The sequence below is a fragment of the Pseudomonas sp. P5_152 genome, from assembly GCF_033989915.1.
Classification (GTDB): Bacteria; Pseudomonadota; Gammaproteobacteria; order Pseudomonadales; family Pseudomonadaceae; genus Aquipseudomonas.
Map to the genome: position 1 here is coordinate 775,944 of NZ_JASFAH010000002.1, position 22,074 is coordinate 798,017.

Annotated in this window: 21 protein-coding genes; 10 read left to right on the forward strand and 11 right to left on the reverse strand. The window is 62.1% G+C overall.

Annotated features, from left to right (window positions below; genetic code table 11):
• Positions 1-79: 79 nt before the first annotated feature.
• Entirely contained in the window at positions 80-1,645 is a 1,566-nt protein-coding gene (locus QMK50_RS03355; protein WP_320332542.1) for an amino acid permease, read from the forward strand.
• A gap of 340 nt (positions 1,646-1,985) precedes the next feature.
• Positions 1,986-2,813, forward strand: coding sequence for a 5'-nucleotidase, lipoprotein e(P4) family (locus QMK50_RS03360; RefSeq protein ID WP_371917611.1), 828 nt, complete (start codon positions 1,986-1,988; stop codon positions 2,811-2,813).
• Positions 2,814-2,851: 38 nt separating this feature from the next.
• Here the strand turns inward: QMK50_RS03360 and QMK50_RS03365 are convergent, their stop codons facing one another.
• From QMK50_RS03365 to QMK50_RS03390, 6 genes are all read right to left on the reverse strand, one after another.
• Positions 2,852-3,376: a transporter suffix domain-containing protein gene (locus QMK50_RS03365; protein ID WP_159996739.1), complete on the reverse strand. Its 525-nt coding sequence runs from the start codon at positions 3,374-3,376 to the stop codon at positions 2,852-2,854.
• A gap of 40 nt (positions 3,377-3,416) precedes the next feature.
• Entirely contained in the window at positions 3,417-3,869 is a 453-nt protein-coding gene (locus QMK50_RS03370) for a YMGG-like glycine zipper-containing protein (RefSeq protein ID WP_095171590.1), read from the reverse strand.
• Between the two features lie 90 nt (positions 3,870-3,959).
• Positions 3,960-5,366, reverse strand: a complete 1,407-nt coding sequence (locus QMK50_RS03375; protein ID WP_320332543.1) for a cytosine permease — start codon at positions 5,364-5,366, stop codon at positions 3,960-3,962.
• 53 nt (positions 5,367-5,419) lie between these two features.
• Entirely contained in the window at positions 5,420-6,160 is a 741-nt protein-coding gene (locus QMK50_RS03380; RefSeq protein ID WP_095171587.1) for a TorF family putative porin, read from the reverse strand.
• 117 nt (positions 6,161-6,277) lie between these two features.
• Positions 6,278-8,020: an amidohydrolase gene (locus QMK50_RS03385; protein ID WP_159996743.1), complete on the reverse strand. Its 1,743-nt coding sequence runs from the start codon at positions 8,018-8,020 to the stop codon at positions 6,278-6,280.
• 867 nt (positions 8,021-8,887) lie between these two features.
• Positions 8,888-9,847, reverse strand: a complete 960-nt coding sequence (locus QMK50_RS03390; protein ID WP_095171467.1) for a helix-turn-helix transcriptional regulator — start codon at positions 9,845-9,847, stop codon at positions 8,888-8,890.
• Between the two features lie 241 nt (positions 9,848-10,088).
• On the opposite strand from QMK50_RS03390, the gene QMK50_RS03395 reads away from it, so the two are divergent.
• The 7 genes from QMK50_RS03395 (at position 10,089) to QMK50_RS03425 (ending at position 17,202) form a co-directional block, all read left to right on the forward strand.
• Positions 10,089-10,949 carry a MurR/RpiR family transcriptional regulator gene (locus QMK50_RS03395; protein ID WP_095171395.1) on the forward strand — a complete coding sequence of 287 codons (861 nt, stop codon included), beginning with the start codon at positions 10,089-10,091 and terminating at the stop codon, positions 10,947-10,949.
• A 37-nt stretch (positions 10,950-10,986) separates the two neighbouring features.
• A complete protein-coding gene (gene ddpX / locus QMK50_RS03400; protein ID WP_095171397.1) occupies positions 10,987-11,523 on the forward strand; it encodes a D-alanyl-D-alanine dipeptidase in 537 nt (178 codons plus the stop codon).
• 160 nt (positions 11,524-11,683) lie between these two features.
• Complete coding sequence (locus QMK50_RS03405; protein WP_320332544.1) at positions 11,684-13,264, forward strand: ABC transporter substrate-binding protein; 1,581 nt, start codon at positions 11,684-11,686, stop codon at positions 13,262-13,264.
• Between the two features lie 75 nt (positions 13,265-13,339).
• Positions 13,340-14,356, forward strand: a complete 1,017-nt coding sequence (locus tag QMK50_RS03410) for an ABC transporter permease (protein WP_095171400.1) — start codon at positions 13,340-13,342, stop codon at positions 14,354-14,356.
• A 1-nt stretch (position 14,357) separates the two neighbouring features.
• Complete coding sequence (ddpC, locus tag QMK50_RS03415; protein ID WP_320332545.1) at positions 14,358-15,239, forward strand: D,D-dipeptide ABC transporter permease; 882 nt, start codon at positions 14,358-14,360, stop codon at positions 15,237-15,239.
• A 2-nt stretch (positions 15,240-15,241) separates the two neighbouring features.
• Entirely contained in the window at positions 15,242-16,231 is a 990-nt protein-coding gene (locus tag QMK50_RS03420) for an ABC transporter ATP-binding protein (RefSeq protein WP_095171469.1), read from the forward strand.
• On the forward strand, positions 16,231-17,202 hold the full coding sequence (locus QMK50_RS03425) for an oligopeptide/dipeptide ABC transporter ATP-binding protein (protein WP_320332546.1): 972 nt from the start codon (positions 16,231-16,233) through the stop codon (positions 17,200-17,202). The genes QMK50_RS03420 and QMK50_RS03425 overlap by 1 nt, the downstream gene beginning before the upstream one ends.
• 58 nt (positions 17,203-17,260) lie before the next feature.
• On the opposite strand, the gene QMK50_RS03430 is transcribed toward QMK50_RS03425, so the two are convergent.
• The 5 genes from QMK50_RS03430 to QMK50_RS03450 all read right to left on the reverse strand — a co-directional run bounded on the left by QMK50_RS03430 (position 17,261) and on the right by QMK50_RS03450 (position 21,407).
• Positions 17,261-17,614, reverse strand: a complete 354-nt coding sequence (locus QMK50_RS03430) for a BON domain-containing protein (RefSeq protein ID WP_159996751.1) — start codon at positions 17,612-17,614, stop codon at positions 17,261-17,263.
• 157 nt (positions 17,615-17,771) lie between these two features.
• Entirely contained in the window at positions 17,772-18,083 is a 312-nt protein-coding gene (locus QMK50_RS03435; RefSeq protein WP_320332547.1) for a pentapeptide MXKDX repeat protein, read from the reverse strand.
• A gap of 72 nt (positions 18,084-18,155) precedes the next feature.
• Positions 18,156-18,947 carry a molybdopterin-dependent oxidoreductase gene (locus QMK50_RS03440; RefSeq protein ID WP_320332548.1) on the reverse strand — a complete coding sequence of 264 codons (792 nt, stop codon included), beginning with the start codon at positions 18,945-18,947 and terminating at the stop codon, positions 18,156-18,158.
• Positions 18,944-19,582, reverse strand: a complete 639-nt coding sequence (locus QMK50_RS03445; RefSeq protein WP_320332549.1) for a cytochrome b/b6 domain-containing protein — start codon at positions 19,580-19,582, stop codon at positions 18,944-18,946. The genes QMK50_RS03440 and QMK50_RS03445 overlap by 4 nt, the downstream gene beginning before the upstream one ends.
• Before the next feature lie 148 nt (positions 19,583-19,730).
• Complete coding sequence (locus QMK50_RS03450) at positions 19,731-21,407, reverse strand: MFS transporter (protein ID WP_320332550.1); 1,677 nt, start codon at positions 21,405-21,407, stop codon at positions 19,731-19,733.
• Between the two features lie 222 nt (positions 21,408-21,629).
• Here QMK50_RS03450 and QMK50_RS03455 point away from each other — a divergent pair, with 222 nt between their 5' ends.
• Entirely contained in the window at positions 21,630-22,034 is a 405-nt protein-coding gene (locus tag QMK50_RS03455) for a PaaI family thioesterase (RefSeq protein ID WP_320332551.1), read from the forward strand.
• Positions 22,035-22,074 lie beyond the last annotated feature (40 nt).

A 22,074-nucleotide genomic window follows, 5' to 3' on the forward strand; every position in this document is an offset into this window, starting at 1 on the left:
ACGACAAGGGGTTGAAAGCCAAGCCATCCGGCGCTGTCAGCGCGGGTGGATGCGTATCAAAACCTGAAGGGGCACCCACATGAAACCAGCCAGCCAGCCCGATAGCGGCACCCCCCATGACGACGACGTCAAGGTGCTGCACAGCATGGGCTACGCCCAGCAACTCTCGCGACGAATGGGGGTTTTCTCCAACTTTGCGATTTCCTTTTCGATCATCTGCATTCTCTCCGGCGGCATCAACTCCCTGGCCCAGGGCACCTCGGGGGCAGGCGGTGCGGCAATTGGCATCGGCTGGCCGCTTGGCTGCCTGATCTCCGGGGTATTTGCCCTGGCCATGGCGCAGATTTCCTCGGCCTACCCCACCGCTGGCGGGTTGTATCACTGGGGCTCGATCCTGGGTAACCGCTTCACCGGCTGGCTGACCGCCTGGTTCAATCTACTGGGGTTGGTGACCGTGCTCGGCGCCATCAACGTCGGCACCTACTACTTCTTTTTCGGCGCCTTCGGACCGGCGCTGGGCATGGAGGACACCACCACGGTCAGGGTGATTTTCCTGGCGGTCCTCACCGGTCTCCAGGCCCTGTGCAACCACCTGGGCATTGGCCTGACGGCAAAGCTCACCGATTTTTCCGGCTACTTGATCTTCGCCACGGCCCTGGCGCTGACGATCGTTTGCCTGGTCTCGGCGCCCAGCTATGAGTTCGCCCGGCTGTGGACCTTCGGCAACTATTCCGGCGCGGCTGGCGGCAATGTCTGGCCCGAGGCGTCGAATGCCTGGATCTTCATGCTCGGCCTGCTGCTGCCGATCTACACCATCACCGGTTATGACGCCTCGGCGCACACCTCCGAGGAAACCCGCAACGCGGCCATGTCGGTGCCCCGGGGCATGGTGATGTCGGTGGTCTGGTCGCTGCTGTTCGGTTGGGTCATGTTGTGCTCGTTCGTGTTGCTGTTGCCGAGCCTGGACGAAGCAGCGAAACAGGGCTGGAACGTGTTTTTCTGGGCCATGGACACCCAGGTCAATCCCAACGTCAAACTCGCACTGTACGTGGCAATTTTCGTTTCCCAGGTGCTCTGCGGATTGGCGACCGTGACCTCGGTGTCACGCATGATCTTCGCCTTCTCTCGGGATGGCGGCCTGCCCTTTTCGAAAACCCTGGCCTCGGTCTCGCCGACCTTCCGCAGCCCGGTCGCCGCGATCTGGACCGGCGCGACCCTGGCGGTATTGTTCGACTGGGGCTCATCGGTGATCTCGATCGGCGCCACCCCGGTCTACACCATCGTGGTCTCCTGCACGGTGATTTTCCTGTTCTTCTCCTTCATCATCCCGATCGTGCTCGGCCTGTTCACCTACGGCACGGCGAAGTGGCCGACCATGGGCCCCTGGAACATGGGACGCGGCTGGTACTCGCTGTTTGCGATTCTGTCAGTCATCTCGATGGCGGTGATCTTCATCATCGGCATCCAGCCCCCGAACGATTGGGCGCTGTACATCACCATCGGCTTTCTGGTCCTGACTGCAATCGTCTGGTTCGGCTTCGAAGCCCGGCGCTTCCAGGGCCCACCGATCGGCGACATGATCAGCAAACGCCAGGCACAGATCGCCGAAGCGGAAGCGGCGCTGAACAAAACCCCAGGAAGTTAAGCAAGCTAGAGACCTGTGGGAGCTGGCCTGCCAGCGATGGTTGCAAGGACGGCGTGGTGCATCAGGCAGTGTGCGTCATCGTTGGCGACCATCGCGAGCAAGCTCGCTCCCACAAGGGATATCCCCACAAACCCAGGATCAAAAGATCGCAACCTACGGCAGCCCCCACACCACCGTCAGACAGAGCACCATCGCCAGCAAACCGCAGGAATTACGCCCCATTGAGCCATAAACGCGACACCTGGATTGAGCAATAATCCAGCTTGGGATAGAACTGCCTGGCGGTATTTTTCCGACGCTGATCAATCCTCGCGATAAGGGCTGAACCTTGAAGACAACCATAACCAAAACCTTCGCCACTCCCCTGCTCCTGTCCTGCCTGCTGCTGTCCGGCACCGCCACTGCTGCCGAGCAGGCCAGCCCTCCTGCTTCGAACCTGCTCACCGCCGCCGTTGCCTGGAAACAGACCGCCGCCGAATTCGAGGCGCTGTACTACCAGGGTTTCAACGTGGCGAGAATGCAACTGGATCGGGCCCTGCAGGCGCACAAGGACGGCGACCGGCCGCTGGCGATCATCAGCGACGTCGATGACACCGTGCTGGGGAGCAACAGCTACTGGGGCTACATGATCAACGCCGACAAAGAATTCTTCGACGATGCTGCCTGGGACAAATGGGTGGCGGACAATGGCCCGGTCGCCACGCCAGGCGCGGTGGATTTCCTCAACTACGCAAAATCCAAAGGCGTGGAGGTGTTCTACGTCACCAGTCGCGATCAAGGCGAAAAAACCTTCGAGTACGCCCTGGCCAACCTGCGCAAGAACAACCTGCCCTATGCCGATGAGCAGCACCTGACGGTGTATCGCGACAGCTCCAACAAAGAGCCGAGGCAGCAGGAAATCGCCAAGAACTACGAGGTGGTGGTGATGCTGGGCGACAACCTCAACGACTTCAAGCGCAAGTACTACGTGGGGGACGTCAAGCAACGCATGAGCCTGATGAACGAGGACAAACAAGAGTTCGGCCGCAAGTTCATCATTTTCCCCAACCCCACCGACGGCCACTGGCTGAAGGCAATTTTTGGCGACTCCGAGCCACCGGCCACCGCCGAGAACCACGCACGTTTCAAGGCCGCCGCCGGTTCCACGGCCTGGCAGCCCAAGCCGTAACCCGGTTCGAGTCCGAGGCTCCCTGGCGGAGCCCGGACTCAACCCGCCTGGCCAGTGACCACTCGGGCGTTGCGCACGAACAGCGCCCGCACCTTGTCCCAGAAGCTGCCCCCCAGCACAAAAAAGCTGCCGATCAGCATCGCATCGCCCAGCAGCTGGATCTGCCACACGTTGGGCCGCAAACCCGGCCAGAGACTGTCGACGTAAGGTTCCAGGACCGAGGAGATCAACGGCAGGCAGAACATCACGATGCCGATGGCATGGCGCACCGGCCCCACTTCCACGTCAGCACTCGGCGCCAGCCCGGAGACGTAGCCGAACAGGCTGCGCTTGACCCGCTGGAACCCGGCCTTGCCCATGACGGCGATGACCAGGATCAGCAGGATTTTGTTGCTGATGAACAGCGCACCGGTCAGGGCCGCGACTTTCGAGCCCGGGAGCCCGAGCGACGCCGCGATCGGCACCATGACCCAGGAACCGAGCATCACGCAGATGATGCCGATGCCCAATTTGAAGCGCCAGCCGACGGCAGGGGGTTGAGCGACATCCTCGGGGGTCTTCATGGACCGCGTCCCTCACTTGAATTAATCCGCGCAAACAACCTCAGGGCGTGACCTGATAACCCTTGCCCTGCAGGCAGCTGGTATAGGCGGTGGAACTGGTCGAGGCGCTGGTCTTTTCCTGCTCCCGGCGCTCCTGCCGTTGCCGCGAGCCCCCCACTACCACGCCAGCCGCTGCGGTCTGCTTGGCGCGATCTTGACGATAGTCCTGCTTCACATCGTCGTCGACCCGGTCGTACACCTCGTCATGCTGGTTGCCGCGCACCGCGGCCCCCGTCGCGCCGGCAGCGGCACCCACGGCGGCACCGCGCAAACGTCCCCCGGAAGCCGTGTTGGTGCTTGCGCTCTGGCTGGCTGCCACGTTATGGCATTCACTGATATCGAGCTGGGTTTGCTGCGCGCTCTGACCTTTTGTCGGCACTACCGTTTCCGCCCATCCCTGGGTGCAGGCAAGCGACAAGGCAGCGCACAGGCTAATGGATGACAACCTACTCATGATGACCTCCCTGAAGCCGTTGCACCGGCTCGGTGCAGTCAATCCAGTGTAGATCACCCACGGTTAGCCTCCTCGACAAAAAATGCCCCCCTAAACCGGCCGCTGCGACACCACCGCCAGGGCCATCGACCTGGCCAGCAAGTAGTAGAGGATGCCCGGCACCAGCAGGCCGACGATCCAGGAAATATCCACCCCACCCAACTGCGCGACCATCGGCCCGGAATAGAAATGGGTGTCGACAAACGGCAACTGGATCAACACGCCAATCACGTAGACGCTGATGCCCAGCACGTTCCAGCGCCCGTAGCGGCCCGCCGGATCGGACAGGGCCGGGATGTCGTAGCGCTCCTTGTTGATGAAGTAGTAATCCACCAGGTTGATCGCGCTCCAGGGGGTGAAGAAGGTCAGCAGGAACAGGATGAAGTACTTGAACGAGTTGAGGAACGAGTACTGCCCCAGCAGCGCCAGCGTGGTCGACGCCGCGACAATCAGCAGCACGAATACCATGCGGTGCCGGGCTGTCAGCTGCAGGCTGCTGCGAAAACCACTGATGATGGTGGCCACGCACATGAAGCTGCCGTAGGCGTTGAGGGTCGAGACGGTGACCTTGCCAAGCACCACGCTCAAATACAGCAACGAGGCGATCACTCCGGTGCTGCCCAGGCCAACGATGGTCGCCACCTCGTGCCCACGAAAGCCGGCCCCCGCCAACGCCGCGGCGAACACCCCCAGGACCATCGACGCCTGGGCGCCGAGCACGGTTCCCAGGCCAACGGCAGTGAAGGTTTTCCAGGACGAGGTGGTGCTCGGCAGGTAGCGCGAATAGTCCGCCACATAGGGACCAAAGGCGATCTGCCAGGAGGCCGAAAGCGACACCGCCAACAGGAAGGTGCCCCAGGCAAAGTGGCGGTTTTCCAGGAGCAGGCCGATGTCATTGAGGGTCAGCAGCCGGGTGAACAGGTACACAAAGGCAATGATCCCCAGCACACTCGCGACCTTGCCCACCAGGTGGATCACCCGGTAGCCGAAGATCGTCAGGAACGCGATGCACGCGGCAAAGATCAGGATCCCGGCGCTGTCGCTGACATCGATCAACTGGGCAATCGCCTGCCCCGACAACACCGCGCCCGTGGCGCTGAAACCCAGGTACATCAGGCACACCAGGACAATCGGGATGGCTGCGCCATAGACCCCGAATTGCACCCGGCTGGAGATCATCTGCGGCAGGCCCAGCTTCGGCCCTTGCGCCGCGTGCAGGGCGACCACCGCCCCGCCCAGCACCTGGCCGAGCAACAGGCCGATCAGCGACCAGAACACGTCGCCACCCAGCACCACCGCCAGGGCCCCGGTGACAATCGCGGTGATCTGCAGGTTGGCCCCCAGCCACAGGGTGAACTGGCTGTAGAGGCTGCCATGGCGTTCGGATTCGGGGATGTAGTCGATCGAGCGGGTCTCGATCAGTGGATTGCGCTTGGAACTCTCGATGACCTTGGTCATGAACGGTTTTTCCTTGGAGGAGCAGACACTGTTGTTGTTATTGCGGCGTCGACTTAGAACGCCTTGCTGGCACTGACCACGACGGTGGCCGTGCACAGGTCGTCATAGCCATACCAACTGGCACATTGGCTTTTTTTCAGGTTGGTGTCGACATAACTCAGGCCCCAGGTGACGCCCACGAACTCACGGCTGAGCTTGGCCTCCCATTCGTTGTAGGCCGAGCTCCCGCTGCCGTTGGTGGCCAGGAAGGCTTCATCCTTGGTGTCGTTGCGCCCCAGGCGCAAGTCCAGGCTCACCTCGGCCGGCAACACCAGGGTGTAGCCGAGATAGGCATACAGGGTGTCCTGATCCTGGCCAAACACATTGGGTGTGTCGTTGGAGTAGTACGCACCCACCTTGACCCCATACAGGTCGAGGATGGCGTAGACCTCACTGAGGTTGAATTGGCCCTCCTTCGGGTAGTCGTATTTGATGTATCCCAGGTCCAGGCTGATGGCATCCGTGGCCTGCCAGAAATAACCGGCGTAGTACTCCATTTCCTGGCGGGTCTTGTAGTCATAGCCAAAGTCGACATTCGAGGTCCAGGCGCCCAGGTACAGGCCGCTGCTGTGTTGCAGCGTGGCGCCGAACTGCAGCGCCGGATCGCCAAGGGTCTGGGAGATTCCGCGGGAGCGGTAGTCACTGGCGGCGGTCAGGCTCATGTCCAGGCTGAAGTCGTCGCTGAGGGGCAACGCCTGGCTGGTGATTGGCAACAGGGCCAGGCTGGCCAGGGCGAAGCGTGAGAGTGCGTTCATGGAAAACCCTTGTTGTTATGAGTGTGCGGGTTATTGCAGGCACGGCGTTGCCGGACGCCTTGAGATGCAAGGCGCCCGGTGGTTTGGCTGGATCGCGGGTGGTAGGGGTAGCGCGGTTCAGGACGCGGGGGCGTATACCTGCTTGCCGGCGAAGAAGGTCTTCAGGACCTGGGTGTCGAACAACTCGTCGTCACTGACCTTGAACACATCGCGGTCAAGAATGATCAGGTCAGCCTGCTTGCCCGGCGCCAGTGAACCGATCTGCCGCTCCAGGCGCAGGGTCTTGGCGGCGTTGAGGGTATAGGCGTAGAACATGCTCTGGCGATCGAGGCTTTCCTTGGCATTCAACACCCCCAGCGGGCCTTTGCGGGTACTGGCCTGGGCGATGGCGTTGAACGGATTGGGGCTGGACACCGGCCAGTCGCTGCCACCGGCAATCACCGCACCGGCGTCATGCAGCGAGCGGGCGGGATACTGGTAACCGTAGGCAAACGCGCTGATGTAGGGCTTGACCAGCTCCACCGTGTACGACTCGCCGGTGGCCCACAGCAACTGCATCGAGGCGATCACCCCCAGTTGCTTGAAGCGCGGGAACTCCTTGGGATTGACCAGTTGCAGGTGCGCGATGCTATGGGGCACCGGCGTCGGGCTGAGCTTGCGCGCGTAGGCCACGCCATTCAGGGCTTCACGCACCGCACGGTCACCGACCGCATGCATGTGCAGGATCCAGCCGCGCTTCTCGGCCGCCACCACCAGTTCACCGAAGTGCTCCGGGTCGATCAACAACTGGCCATTTTTATGGCTGTTCTTGAAGGGCACGATGACCGCCGCCGTCTGCCCGGGAAACTCGAGAATGCCATCGGCAAACACCTTGATCCCGGGGAACGTCAGGTTGGGTACGCCCTCGAACTGTTTCATCACCGTGGCCAGGACTTCCAGGTCCTCGGGCCGGCTCTTCGGATTGGTCAGCATCAGGGCCGCGACGTGGGCGCTGAGTTCGCCTTTCTCGGCCAGTGCGCGGTACAACGGCAGGACCCCGGTACTGTCGGCGGTTGCCTGGAAGTCGAACAGTGAATCGTCGCTCCCCGCATTCGCCGCGGCGTCCATCCAGGCAGTGACGCCATATTGGTTGTTGATCCTGACTGCCTCGCGGGCGGCCTTGAGCATGGTTTCCTGGCTGGGCGCAGGGATTTCGTTGCGGATCTTGTCCCAGCGCGATTCGGCAAAATAGCCGTTGGGGGTGAAGTCCGCCTCATGCCCGACAAAACTACGGTCCTGCTCCGACAGGCCCTTGACCAGCGCGGCATCGATCTTCAGGCGCTTGAGCATGGCATTGTTGGCCCAGCCGGTATGCCCGTCGATGCCGCTGAACACCAGCGGCTGATCGGCCCAGCGGCCCTGATTGAAACGCTGGCCCATTTCGCGGCTTTTGTCCCAGTAGGCCGAACTGGTGCCGGCAATGCTGATCACGTCACCGGCCCGCGCGCGCCCGGCCTGGTCCTGCTCGATGATCCATTGTTCGAGCTCCGCCAGCGGCTTGACCTCGTCCAGCAGGTTGGCGCCCATGCTGTCGAAGGCCGCCACCACCGGGTGGCTGTGGGTGTCGATCAACCCCGGCATCAGCACTTTGCCGGCCAGGTCGATACGTTGGGTGTTGGCGTCGGCCAGGGCTTGGATCTCGGCGTCGCTGCCCACTTGCAGGATCTTGCCATCTTGCACCGCCACCGCCTGCACCAGCGCCTGGCCGGGCTCAGCGGTAAACACCTTGCCGTTGAACAGCACCAGGTCGGCCGCGGCCATCGCCGGCACCGCAGTCAGGGCCAGCGCGGCGGCCAGCAGGTTGGGAATCAATCGTTGCATCGGGACGCTCTCTTGTTGTTATCGGGCTGGCATCACCCTATAGAACACCAGCGCAGAACGGACCTCTACAAATGAGGAGGGGGTACACAGGACAACCCTAGACCCAACCCGTGGGGGCGGGCTTGCCTGCGATAGGCGTAGGTATCTACACAACTGTGGTGCGACCAGGATGTTGGATTAGACCGAGTACATATCCATTTTTGCGGTAACGGCCACCTATGGTTCCGCTTTTACAGCGGCTCACTTTTGGAGGAGCCCAAAAGTAAGCAAAAGGCTCTTGCCCCACCACTTGGCACCTCGCTTAGGCTCGGTGTGCCCTCACGCAGGCTTGAATCCGTGGGCCGCCGCCACGCGCCATCCATGGCGCGGGGCGGCTAACCCGGCGTCCTGCCGGGTTACCCACGGCTTCAAGCCTGCGTTCGGCCAGCGTGGTTAACGGGCGCCCAGGATCAAAAACCAGAGCCAGAGCCAGAGCCAGAGCCAGAGCCAGATCAAAAGATTGCTGACTTCGTCAGCGTCTTGGGAAGTAGAAGCCACACCGCGCATGCTCTAGCGATCAGGTCGGCTTTTAGGCCGCCTCGCTTTGTTTTTGATCCTGGGCGCCCCGTTAACCACGCTGGCCGGAGTCCGATATTGATTTGGGGGTAAACCGGCAGGACGCCGGTTTAGCCGCACTGGGCCAGGGAGGGCCCATTGCGGCGGCCCCCCAAATCAATGTCGGAGTACGGGCATGCCGAGCCTAAGCGAGGCACCGAGTGGTGGGGTAAAAGCGTTTTGCTTACTTTTGCGCTGTTCAAAAGTGAGCCGCCGTCAGGCGGAACCATAGGAGGCCGTTACCGAAGAAATGGATATGTACTTTGCTGCGTGTCAGCTGTTGGAGCGCAACGCCGAGCCCAGTTCGACCTTGCTCTTGACCCCCAACTGCACGTAGCAATTGCGCAGGTAGGTGCGCACGGTGGCGGGGCTCAGGGCGAGGATCCTGGCGATTTCCTTGTACGAGTGACCCGCGGCAAACAGCATGGCCGCCGTGCGTTCGCGGGGGGCCAGGACCACCCCGCGCGGTGGCGCTTCGAGGGACAGGATCACATGCTCGGCATTCGGGCTCAGGGTCAGGGCGCAGCGGCCCAGGCGCATCACGCAGGGGACCTTGGCCAGTTGGGCGATGACCTGGGGCGGCAGGATCGAGCCGTTCCACCCCGGCACTTCGCGGCCAATCGCAGCGCATAACTGCGCGCCCACATACAGCAGGCTGCCGTCCATGCGCGCCACGCCAAAATCGCTGGCGCCATTGCCGGTGTCGAGGCGGATCATGTCCTGCACCTGGAATCGCCACAGCTGCAACAAGTGATCACAGAAGGCCTGGAACAACCCGGCCTCGCACTCATTGAAAGTCGCGTCGTCGACGCCCCGGTACAGGCAGACAAAAAAGTACAGGCCGCTTTCAGGCAATTCGAAAGTGATGCTCATCAGGTGATAGAGATCATGCCGGCGGGCGAAGTCGTTCACTTCCTCGCTGGGGTCGGTGAACTCGCTGTCGCGCATCACCTGCCCCAGGCGGGTAAAGGTGTCATTGGCGAAGCAGTCCAGTTCCGCCACCTGGCTCCACTCCTCGACAAAGGACTCCGGCAGGTCGATACGCCCGTGCATCCAGCTTTGCGGCGGCGCGCTGGCATGGGAGGCCGACATCTCACCCCACCAACCCGAGGCAAACGGCACCAATTGGCGAAAGGCCTGCAAGCCTTCGGCAATGAAGTGCGAACCGCCCCGCTCCCGCGCAACCCGCGCCAGCTGGAGCAGGCAACCATTAAATGCCTCGAGCGTGGCCATCGACATCTGTGCAGCGCACAACTCACCCGCAACCATCACGACAACCCCGACTACTGAACAAGCCTGACGTACCTGAGCGCTGGACCATGCCACAGGCGACGCAACAGCGTCCAGCCGGCAAACCGGGTCATTGGCGCACTGAGTAAAAAGGCGTTGTGTTCCCTCGATAACGAATGTTATGTTCATAACACGGTCACAATAAATGACACACATATAACAATCCCGTACCTGGCGCGCCCCTATGTCCATGGAAAAGAACAGTTTTCTGCAGTTGCTGGAACACAAGTTCTCCAGCCTGACCCCGACCGGCAAGCGCATCGCCAGTTACCTGCTCGGCAACCCCGAGCAATTGCCCTTCGAGTCGGCCGACAGCATCGCCCAGCAGACCTCCACCACCGGGATTTCCGTGGGGCGGTTCTTGCGCTCCCTGGGCTACCAGAATATCGATGAGGTCAAACAGAGCCTGCGCGGCGAGGCGCCCACTTCCTGGCTGATCACCGACCGGATTGCCGCCTTCCGTGCCGAAACCAACGCCGACGACGCCCTGGAGCGCTCCCAACATCGCGAGATCGAAGCGATCCAGATGGTCTACGCCCTGGCGCGCAGCGAGACCTTTGCCCAGATCGTGCAGCGCATCTACGAAGCCGATGCGGTGTTCATTCTCGGGATCCAGTCCACACGCGGGATCCTCACGGCCTTCCACAGTCACCTGGAATACATTCGTCCCAAGGTCTACTACGTCGATGGCCTGTCGGGCATCTATGCCGAAACCCTGAACTCCGGCTTCGCCAACCCGTACGCCATCATTGCCGACTTTCGCGCGTACTCCAGCGTGACCCAGACCTTCTGCGACGCGGCGATCGACAACGACCTGCCGCTGGCGCTGATCACCGACCTGCAATGCCCCTGGGCCCGTGACTATCCCCTTGACCTGTTGCAGCTGAAAACCGATGTCGGGCAGTTCTGGGACTCCCCGGCGCCCCTGGCGTGCCTGTTGAACCTGGTGGTTTCGGCCGTCGCGGAGAAATACGGCGAGCGCCTCGATGAACGCCTGGCCAGGAACCGTCAACTGCAAAAAGCCTTCGGCCAGTTCGAAGGCTGATCCCCCCGCCCCACTGAATCCCAACTGGAGTGTTTGCGTGAGCCACAGCCCCCTTGTAGAAATTGACGCCCAGCGTTATCAGGTGCAAATCGATCTGATCTACGCCAGTGCCGACAACCTGGCTGGAAAAGTGATCTACCCGACGGCGCGCTGCCTGTTGCACGCCGCAGCCGCCGAGTGCCTGGACAAGGCCAGCCAACTGGCGCGCCTGGCCGGCTACACCCTGCGCATCTATGACGCCTACCGCCCGCCGTATGCCCAGTACCTGTTATGGGAAGCCTTGCCCAACAACGACTACGTGCGTGATCCGCACCTGGGCTCGCACCACAGCCGCGGCGTGGCCGTCGACCTGACCCTGGTGGACAGCGATGGCACGCCGCTGGACATGGGCACGGCCTTCGACGCGATGGAAGAAAAGTCCCATCAGTTTTATCCCGACCTGCCAGCGAGCGTGCAGCGCAATCGCCTGTTGCTGCTGGGGATCATGCTCGGCGCCGGCTTCCAGGCCATCGCCACCGAGTGGTGGCATTTCGAACTGCCGAATGCCGACGACTACCCCCTGCTGGAGGAATGAACCGCCCCCGGCCAAGACGTACCGAAGAAACCGCAGAGTTTCTGCCGCGACCTACAACAACAAAACGCTCCACCCTGCTTCACCTGCTACTGCCCGGTTATAGATTTTATAAAAACAAACCTGACGTACTTCCATACATCGAATGATCAAGGAAACCGGCATGACCCTAATCACCACCGTGACCCGCAAACCTTTCCCCGGCGTCGGCAAACTGCTGCTGAGCGTCCTGTGCAGCGCGCTGAGCCTCGGCGCCTGGCAAGCCGCCAGCGCTGCCGTCGCCCAGGACACACTGGTCATCGGCAAACCCGCCGACCCGCAGACCCTCGACCCGGCCGTGACCTTCGACAACAACGACTGGACCATCACCTACCCGTCCTACCAGCGCCTGGTGGGCTACAAGATCGAGGGTGACAAGAGCAGCACCGAAGTCCAGGGCGACCTGGCTGAAAGCTGGACCGTTTCCCCGGACAACCTGGTCTGGGAATTCAAGATCAAGCCCGGCAACAAGTTCGATGACGGCGCCAGTGTGGACGCCGCCGCCGTGAAGTTTTCCTTCGACCGCCTGATGACCCTCAAGCAAGGGCCGTCCGGTGCGTTCCCGGAAGACATGGTGGTCGCCGTGATCGACCCACAGACTATTCGTTTCACGCTCAAGACGCCGTTCGCCCCGTTCCTGTTCACCCTGGCCCACAACGGCGCTTCGATCGTCAACCCGGCCGTGGCCAGCAAAGGCGCGGAAACCAACGCCTGGCTGTCCAGCCACACTGCAGGTTCCGGCCCGTACCGCCTGAGCAACTGGCAGAAAGGCCAGTCGCTGACCATGGAGCCCAACCCACACTTTGCCGGGCCCAAGCCTGCGCTGAAAACCGTGGTGCTGAAGATCATCGCCGAGCCGTCGGTGCGCCGCCTGCAACTGGAACGCGGTGACCTGGACATCATCGAGGACATGCCCGAAGACCAGTTGGGCGCTCTCGCCAGCAAGCCGGGCGTGGTGGTCAAGGAGTTCCCGTCGCTGCGGGTCACCTACCTGTACCTGAACAACAAGAAAGGCCCGCTGACCAGCGTCGACGCTCGCCGGGCGATTACCGAAGCAGTGGACTACAACGGCATCGTCAAGGGCATTCTCAAGGACAAGGCCAAGCTGCTGAACGGGCCGATCCCGGATGGTATGTGGGCCTACGACAGCTCCCTGCCCGAGATGAAGCAAGACATGGCAGCCGCCAAGGAGAGCCTGGCCAAGGCACCGCAGAAGATCACCAACCTGAGCTACATGTACTCGGACAAGGACGCCAACTGGGAGCCGATCGGCCTGACCCTGCAAGCGGCCCTGGCGCCGTTGGGCATCAACCTCAAGCTGGAAAAAACCGCCAACGCCACCCTGCGTGAACGCGTTGGCCAGGCCGACTACGACATCGCCGTGGGCACCTGGAGCCCGGACTTCGCCGACCCCTACATGTTCATGAACTTCTGGTTCGACTCCAAGATGCAGGGCCTGCAAGGCAACCGTTCGTTCTACAGCAACCCCCAGGTCGACACCCTGATCCGCGAGGCCGCCACCACCAGCGACACGGCCAAGCGCGTCGAGCTGTACCAGAGCGCGCAAAAAATGGTGCTCAAGGACAGCGTCTACGCCTACCTCTATCAGAAGAGCTACACCCTGCCGATGCGTGATTCGGTCAAGGGCTACGTGTTCAACCCGATGCTGGAACAGGTGTTCAACCTTGGCAGCATGAGCAAGTAAACCCGCTCCCTCGCGCCAGCCAGCAATGGCTGGCGCGGCTGTTGAATTTTGTCGTTGCTGTGACTGAGGTGCCAAATGGCCTTCCTGACTCTGTTGCGCAAGCGCCTGTTCGGCCTGGTGTTGGTCGTGTTCGGCGTTTCGCTGATTACCTTTGCAATTTCCCACTTGATCCCCGGGGATCCCGCCCGGTTGATCGCCGGCGACCGGGCCAGCGATGCGCTGGTGGCGGGCATTCGTCACCAGTTGGGGCTGGACCTGCCGCTGTACCAACAATACGGCCGCTACCTGATGGACCTGTTGCACGGCGACCTCGGGACGTCGATCCGCACCAACCGTCCAGTGCTGGAAGACTTGCAGGCGTTTTTCCCTGCCACGCTGGAGCTGGCCCTGGTGGCGCTGTTCCTGGCGATCCTGGTGGGCGTGCCCCTGGGCGTGCTGTCGGCGGTCTATCACAACCGGGCGATCGACCAGATCGCGCGGACCCTGGCGGTCACTGGCATTTCCACACCGGCCTTCTGGCTGGGCCTGGGGGCCATAGTGCTGTTCTACGGCCACCTGGGCTGGTTGCCCGGCGGCGGCCGCTTGTCCGAAGGCGTGGCACCGCCGCCGACCTTCACCGGGTTCTACCTGATCGACGCCCTGCTGGCCGGTGACGGCGGGCTGTTTCTCGACGCCCTGGAACACCTTATCCTGCCGGCCGCGACCCTGGGCTTCGTGACCCTGGGCGTGGTCGCCCGGCAGATCCGCTCGGCGATGCTCGACCAACTCGGCGAAGACTACATTCGCACAGCCCGGGCTTATGGCCTGTCACGCTGGACGGTGATCCTGCGCCATGCGCTGCCCAATGCGCTGATCCCATCGGTGACGGTGCTGGGGCTGACCCTGGGCGACTTGCTGTATGGCGCGGTGCTGACCGAAACCGTGTTCGCCTGGCCCGGCATGGGCGCCTATGTGGTCAAGTCGATCCAGTCCCTGGACTTCCCGGCAGTGATGGGCTTCGCGATCCTGGTGTCGTTTATCTATGTACTGCTGAACATGGCCATCGATCTTCTGTACCGCGTGATCGATCCACGCATTGGCGAGGTGAATTGAAATGTCCCTGACCCTGACGGCCGCGCGTGGTCCGCGCTGGCGCGAAAAAATCGCCTACCTGGCCTACCAGATCCGCCGCAGCCCGCTGACCATGGCCGGCCTGGCAATCACCCTGATTGTCCTGCTATGCATGATCTTTGCGCCCTGGCTGGCCAGCCATGATCCCAACGCCCTGAACCTCGCCGAGCGCCTGGCACCACCGTCGGCCGAGCACTGGTTCGGTACCGACGAAGTCGGCCGCGACCTGTTCAGTCGAGTCCTGTACGGCAGCCAGCAATCGGTGGGCGTCGGCCTGTTCGTGGCCTTTGCCTCGTGCTTGATTGGCGGCTTGCTGGGCTGTTTTTCCGGAGTGATCGGCGGGCGCTTCGATGCCCTGACCATGCGCCTGATGGACATCATGCTGTCGGTGCCGTCGCTGGTGCTGATCATGGCCCTGGCCGCCGCGCTGGGCGCCAGCCTGTTCAATGCCATGTTGGCAATTACCCTGGTACGGATTCCGTCCTATGTGCGCCTGGCCCGCGGCCAGGCCCTGAGCATCCGCCAGATGGGCTACGTCAAGGCTGCCGAAACCTTCGGCGCCGGGCGTTGGCACATGGTGCACTGGCACGTCGCACGCAATGCCATGCCCCCTTTGCTGGTGCAATTGAGCCTGGATATCGGCAGCGCGATCCTCATGGCATCGGCCCTGGGTTTCATCGGCCTGGGCGCACAACAACCCACCGCCGAATGGGGCGCCATGGTCGCCACCGGGCGCAACTACATCCTGGACAACTGGTGGTACTCGACCTTCCCGGGGCTGGCGATCCTGATCACCGCCACCGGTTTCAATTTGCTGGGCGATGGCGTGCGCGATCTGCTCGACCCACGGCAACAGGGGAAATGACCATGCACACTGCTACGCCTGTATTGGCCATCGAAAACCTGAGCCTGGAATTCCCGGCCTACAAGAACAACGTCAAGGCGTTGAACGGCGTCTCGCTGCACGTCAATCCGGGGGAAATAGTCGGCGTGGTCGGCGAGTCCGGCTCGGGCAAGTCGGTGACCGCAATGCTCAGCATGCGCCTGCTGCCCGAGCGCAGTTATCGCGTGACCGGTGGCAGCCTGCACATGCTCAACCGCGACATGCTCGCTGCCCCGGAAAAAGACTTGCTGCAGATTCGCGGTCGCGATGCGGCGATGATTTTCCAGGAGCCGATGACCGCGCTCAACCCAACCCGGCGCATTGGCCGGCAGATGCTCGACGTGATCATCCACCACCAGAAGATCAGTGCCGCCGAGGCTCGCACCAAGGCCATTGCCTTGCTGCGCGACATGCACATCGCCAGCCCTGAACAAGTGCTGGAAAGCTATCCCTTCGAGCTGTCCGGTGGCATGCGCCAACGGGTGATGATCGCCCTGGCGTTTTCCTGTGAACCACAACTGCTGATCGCCGACGAGCCGACCACTGCCCTCGACGTCACGGTGCAACGCCAGGTGCTGTTGCTGCTGCGCGAGAAGGCCCGGCAAAAAGGCACGGCGATCTTGCTGATCACCCACGACATGGCGCTGGTCTCGCAGTTCTGCGACCGGGTCTACGTGATGTACACCGGCGCCGTGGTCGAGCAAGGCAGCACCGCCGAAGTCATGGGCAACCCCCAACACCCTTACACCCAGGGGTTGCTCAGCGGCCTGCCAGAAATGGTCGAGCCGGGTCAGCCGCTGATGACCATTCCCGGGCAAGTGCCCAACCTGGCCTCCCTGCCCGTGGGCTGCACTTTCGAAGAACGCTGCCCGCACAGCATGCCAGTGTGTGGCAAGCGTCCGGTCCTGACCCCCATCCAGGGTAATGAGCAACGCCAAAGCGCGTGCTGGTTGCCGCTCAAGGAGTTTGCGTGATGAACAGTGCGCTGATTCACCCCGTTAGCGAATCCGCAGTCGAGATCCTGCGGCTCACGGACGTGCGTGTGCGCTTCCCGGTGAGCAACGACTGGCTGGGGCGACCACGGGGTTACGCCCACGCCCTCAACGGCATTGACCTGCAGGTGCGGGCCGGGGAAACCCTGGGTATCGTCGGCGAGTCCGGCTGCGGCAAAAGCACCCTGGCCCAGTTGCTGATGGGCCTGCTCGCGCCCAGCAGCGGTGAGCTGAACTGGGCCGCTGGCAGCAAGGGACCGGGCAGCAGCAACGTGCAGATCGTGTTCCAGGACCCGCAATCGTCCCTTGATCCGCGCCTGCCGATCTGGAGGATCATCACCGAACCGCTGTACGCCCGCGGCCACCGCAACCGCAGCGAAATGCGCGAGATCGCGGCCAAGGTTGCGGCGCAGGTGGGGATCCGCCCGGAGTACCTGGACCGATTTGCCCACCAGTTTTCCGGTGGCCAGCGGCAACGGATCGCCATCGCCAGGGCCCTGTCCTCGGACCCGGACATCATCGTCCTCGACGAGCCGACCTCGGCCCTGGATATCTCGGTGCAGGCGCAGATCCTCAACCTGCTGGCCGAATTGCAACGGGCCCGCAACCTGACGTACATATTAATTTCGCACAACGTCTCGGTGGTGCGGCACATGGCCGACCGTGTGGCGGTGATGTACCTGGGGCAGATTGTCGAGCTGGGCAGTGCCGCCCAGGTCCTCGAAGAACCGCGCCATCCCTACACTCGCCTGCTGTTCGAAGCGGTGCCGCGCCTGGGGGTTGCCCTGCATGCCGAACAGGTCGCCGCGCCAACCGAGCTACCCGGTAACCGGCAACTGCCCGCAGGCTGTTTTTTCCGTGAGCGCTGCAGCTTCAGCACCCACGGTTGTGAACAACCGCAGGTGATGCGTGGGGGTGAGCAGCAGCGAGTCAGGTGTCACGTCCAGCTGTGATCGGGCTGGGCCAGCCGGGGAGCCAGTCCCCGGCTGCTACGGTTGGGTTGCGGGTCGGCTAAAGCTCATCGTCCTTCTTGCCCGACAACGGCGAGCGGTACTCGTGGCGCTCCTCGGCGTCTGGCGCCTCCATGTTGCTGCCCGGCATGAACACGTTAGTCAGCAGTTCCCGGGCGTCGACTTCCATGACCCCGGGCACGCCCCGGGCCAGTTCAATGGCCTGTTCACACTGGCGATGGGTCAGCACCCTGCCGCTCAAGGCCACTGTGCCGGCATGGGTCTTGACGTGGACATTCAGGCTCAAGGTCTTATCGGCGAAGGCCAGGGCGGATTTCACCCGGGTGGTGGTCCACGTGTCGTGAACGGCCATGCCCAGGTCGTGGGACAAATGCTGCAAGGAATGATTTTTCATGGCAGAACCCTCTGTTGTGAGCCGTCGTATGGCCAGCGGGTTCGCCGGGCAATACGCGCCACAACACAGGTTAATTATAGTGCCTGGCGCGCGGTGCCGATTGGCCACGCAAAAAGGCCGCCAGGAAGGCGGCCCATGGGATCTGCCGGGGTGGATATTACTGCGTCATGGCGTCTTTTTTCATGGCGTCCTTGGACATCGAGTCCTTGCTCATGGCGTCTTTGCTCATTGCATCCTTGGACATCGAGCCCTTGCTCATGGCGTCTTTACTCATTGCATCCTTGGACATCGAGCCCTTGCTCATGGCGTCTTTACTCATTGCATCCTTGGACATCGAGTCCTTGCTCATGGCGTCTTTGCTCATCGCATCTTTGGACATGGTGTCCTTGCCCATGGTGTCAGCGGCATACACGCTGGCGGCGCCTAGTGCCAGGCACATGGACAGGACTGCAGTGGTGATCTTGTTCATGGTGTAACTCCTTGAAGCTCAGGTTGCGAATCGACGCAGCGAGTGCCGCGCCGTAGAAATTCTCGGCGCCCATCAGCTACCACCGAACCAGTTGTAGCCCTGGTCTTCCCAGTAGCCACCGCTGTAGGTATTGCTGACGAATATCGCCTGGATGTGTTTGGGGTTCTTGTAGCCCAGCTTGGTCGGCATGCGCAGCTTCATCGGAAAGCCATAGCGGCGCGGCAGCACTTCGCCGTCATAGGTCAGGGCCAGCAGGGTTTGCGCATGCAGGGCGGTGGCCATGTCGATGCTGGTGTAGTAGTCGTCGGCGCATTTGAAGCCGACATACTTGGCGTCGGTGTCGGCACCGATCCGCTTGAGGAAATCGCTGAAGCGCACCCCGCCCCAACGGCCAATTGCACTCCAGCCTTCCACGCAGATATGCCGGGTGATCTGCTCGGTCTGCGCCATGGCTCGTAATTCATCGAGGCGCCAACTGCGCCGGTCCGCCACCAGGCCGGTGACTTCCAGGCGATACTCGGCTTCTTCGACCACCGGCACCTGGTCGATGCCGTAGAAGGCATTGAAGGGGAACGGCCGGGTAATCATCGATTGCGGATAAGTCGGCGCCAGTGCGTTGGGGTCGAACAGCCAGCCCTGCACCCGATCATTGAACCGCGACATCGCTGACAGCGCGGTTTCGACACTGTCGTTGTCGGTCAGGCTGCAACCGGACAACATCGCCACCCCCCCCAGGGTCAGGCCCCTGAGCAGGAACGAGCGACGCGAGCGGTCCTCGACTTGCAGCTGTGGCGCGAGGATTTTCCTGGCATCGGTCAGAATGGAGGACTCATCCAGATGCGGACCTTGCGTGTGCTTGTTCATGTGCGCTCCTTGCGGCCGACGATCATCGCCCAGAGTGTTTTAGGCACCACGGCGACCATCAGCAGATGGACCGCAACGAACCCCACCATCAGCGCCATCGCCACGAAATGCACATGCCGGGCAGCTTCATAGCCCCCCAGCAGCTCGCGCAACGTGGCAAATTGCACCGACTTCCAGAGCACCAGGCCGGAGACCACCAGCACCGCGATGTCGAGCATCACGAACAGGTAGGCCAGCCGTTGCACCTGGTTGTAGCGGCTCAGGTCGGCATGCCCCAGGCGACCCCTCAACGCGGCCCACAGGTCTTGCGCCACGCCCTTGGCCGACAAGGGGAAAAACTGCCGTGACAGGCGACCACTGGCAAGGTTGATCAGCAGGTAGGCAATGCCGTTGAACAACAGCAGCCACATCGCCGCAAAATGCCACTGCAAGGCGCCGCCCAGCCAGCCACCGAGGGTGATCGCCAGGGGGAAACTGAAGTCGTACAGAGGGGAGGCGTTATAGATGCGCCAGCCGCTGGTCACCATGATCAGCACGGCCAGGGCATTGAGCCAATGGGTCAACCGCAGCCAGCGCGGATGGCTGGCATACGGGTGCTCGACAGGAGCGCGGATAGGGGTGGGCAGCACTGACATGATCAGTTCCTGACGTTGGATTTGTCAGGGAGTATGCCGACCAATAGATCGCTAAATCCTCACGGAAAGTTCAACTTAATGTGATAACTGCAAAGCGGGTTCCCGAGGTTTCGCCTACTGGACGAAGACCCCGGGATGGGCCCCAGCCTCAGGTGTGATGAATATCCCGGTCCTTGGTTTCCGGCATGAAGAAGATGCCCAGGATGGCCGTCATCACCGCGATGACGATGGGGTACCAGAGCCCGTAGTAGATATCCCCCGTGGCCGCCACCATGGCGAACGCGACCGTCGGCAGGAATCCTCCGAACCAGCCATTGCCGATGTGGTACGGCAGCGACATCGAGGTGTAGCGGATGCGCGCCGGGAACAACTCCACCAGCCAGGCGGCGATGGGCCCGTAGACCATGGTCACATAGATCACCAGGATGGTCAGGAGCAGCAGCACCATTGGGTAGTTGGTCTTCGCCGGGTCGGCCTTCTCGGGATATCCGGCGTCCTTGAGGCCGCTGCCGAGGGAGGCGACGAACGCATCGTTGCGCGTCTTGAAGTCGGCGGCCGGCATGCCGGTGCCCTCGAAACTGGGGATCACTTGGTCGCCGATACGCACCTGGGCCACGGTGCCAGGCTCGGCCTTCTCGTTCTTGTAGGGAATCGCCCGCTTCGCCAGCACAGTCTTGGCCAGGTCGCAGGAACTGGTGAATTTGGCCTTGCCCACCGGGTCGAACTGGAACGAACACTGCGCGGGATCGGCGACCACTGTGACCGGGTTTTTCTCCTGGGCGATGAATACGTCGGGGTTACCGTACTGGGTCAGCGCATGGAAGATCGGGAAGTAGGTCAGCGCCGCCAGGATGCAGCCGGCCATGATGATGCCCTTGCGGCCGATGCGATCGGAGAGGCTGCCGAAGATCACAAAAAACGGCGTGCCGATCAGCAGGGAACCGGCAATCAGCAGGTTGGCGGTCTGCGGGTCGATCTTCAGCGTCTGCAACAGGAAGAACAACGCATAGAACTGCCCGGTGTACCAGACCACAGCCTGGCCAGCGGTGCCGCCGAGCAACGCCATGATCACAATCTTGAGGTTATCCCAGCGGGCAAAAGACTCGGTCAGCGGCGCCTTGGAAGCTTTGCCTTCGGCTTTCATCTTGAGGAACACCGGCGACTCGCTGAGCTGCAGGCGGATATACACCGAGATGACCAACAGCAGGATCGACAGCAGGAACGGAATCCGCCAGCCCCAGGCCTCGAATGCCTCGGTGCCCAGGATGGTGCGACAGGCGAGGATCACCAGCAGCGAGAGGAACAGCCCGAGGGTCGCGGTGGTCTGGATCCAGGAAGTGAAAAAACCGCGCTTGCCCTTGGGTGCATGCTCGGCGACGTAGGTCGCCGCCCCCCCGTATTCACCGCCCAGGGCCAGGCCTTGCAAGAGCCGCAGGGTAATCAGGATGATCGGCGCCGCCACGCCGATGGTTGCGTAGCCCGGCAGGAATCCCACCACTGCGGTGGAGACCCCCATGATCACGATGGTGATGAGAAAGGTGTGCTTGCGCCCGATCATGTCGCCCAGGCGACCAAATACAATGGCGCCGAAAGGCCGGACCGCGAAGCCCGCGGCGAAGGCCAGTAGCGCGAAGATGAACGAGGTGGTCTCGTTGACCCCGGCAAAGAAGTGCTTGGCGATGATCGCGGCGAGGGAACCGTACAGATAGAAGTCGTACCACTCGAATACCGTCCCCAGGGACGAGGCGAAAATGACCTTGCGCTCCTCCTTGGTGATTCCGTGATGAGGCGCGCTGCCCGTGGAGGTGCTGTCGATTGCCGGCATGGGTGTTCTCCGTCCAGTAGTTGTCATAGGCCGGAGTGCCTCTCTGTCCATGCCGCTTGGCGGGGATCCAGGCTGATGGCCTCCCTGAAGCATAATCGGCTTGCGCCAGATATCCACTCGCCTGCATTCACAAGCCTCCTGAGTGCCTATCACCCTGCTCTATCGTCGATGACTTTCAATTGGCCCTGGCGCAGGGTGAAGTTTCAACCGGAGGGATTCGACATGCTCAACACACTCAAACAGATCAACTCAAGTTCGGCTTTCAACCGCTGGGCCGGCCTGCAAGTCATCCGTGCCGACAGCGGCGAGGTGGAACTAAGCATGGCCTTTCGCGAGGCCGACATGGCGCAATATGCCGGCTTCCTGCACGCCGGGATGATCGCCGCCCTGCTCGATACCGTCTGCGGTTTTGCCGCCGGGACGGTGGCCGGTAACGTGCTGGCCTCACACTTCTCGGTGAACTGTCTGGCACCGGCGGTGGGTGAAGTTTTCATCGCCAAGGGCAAGGTGATCAAGGCCGGCAAGAAACAGGTATTCGCCCGCGCCGAACTGTTTGCCCAGAACGGCGAACAGTTGAAACTGGTCGCCACCGGGGATGCGATCCTGGTGCCGGTTGAAGCGGGCTAAGGACTGGCCGGACCGCTGCACAGTCTTTGACAGTTTCCCG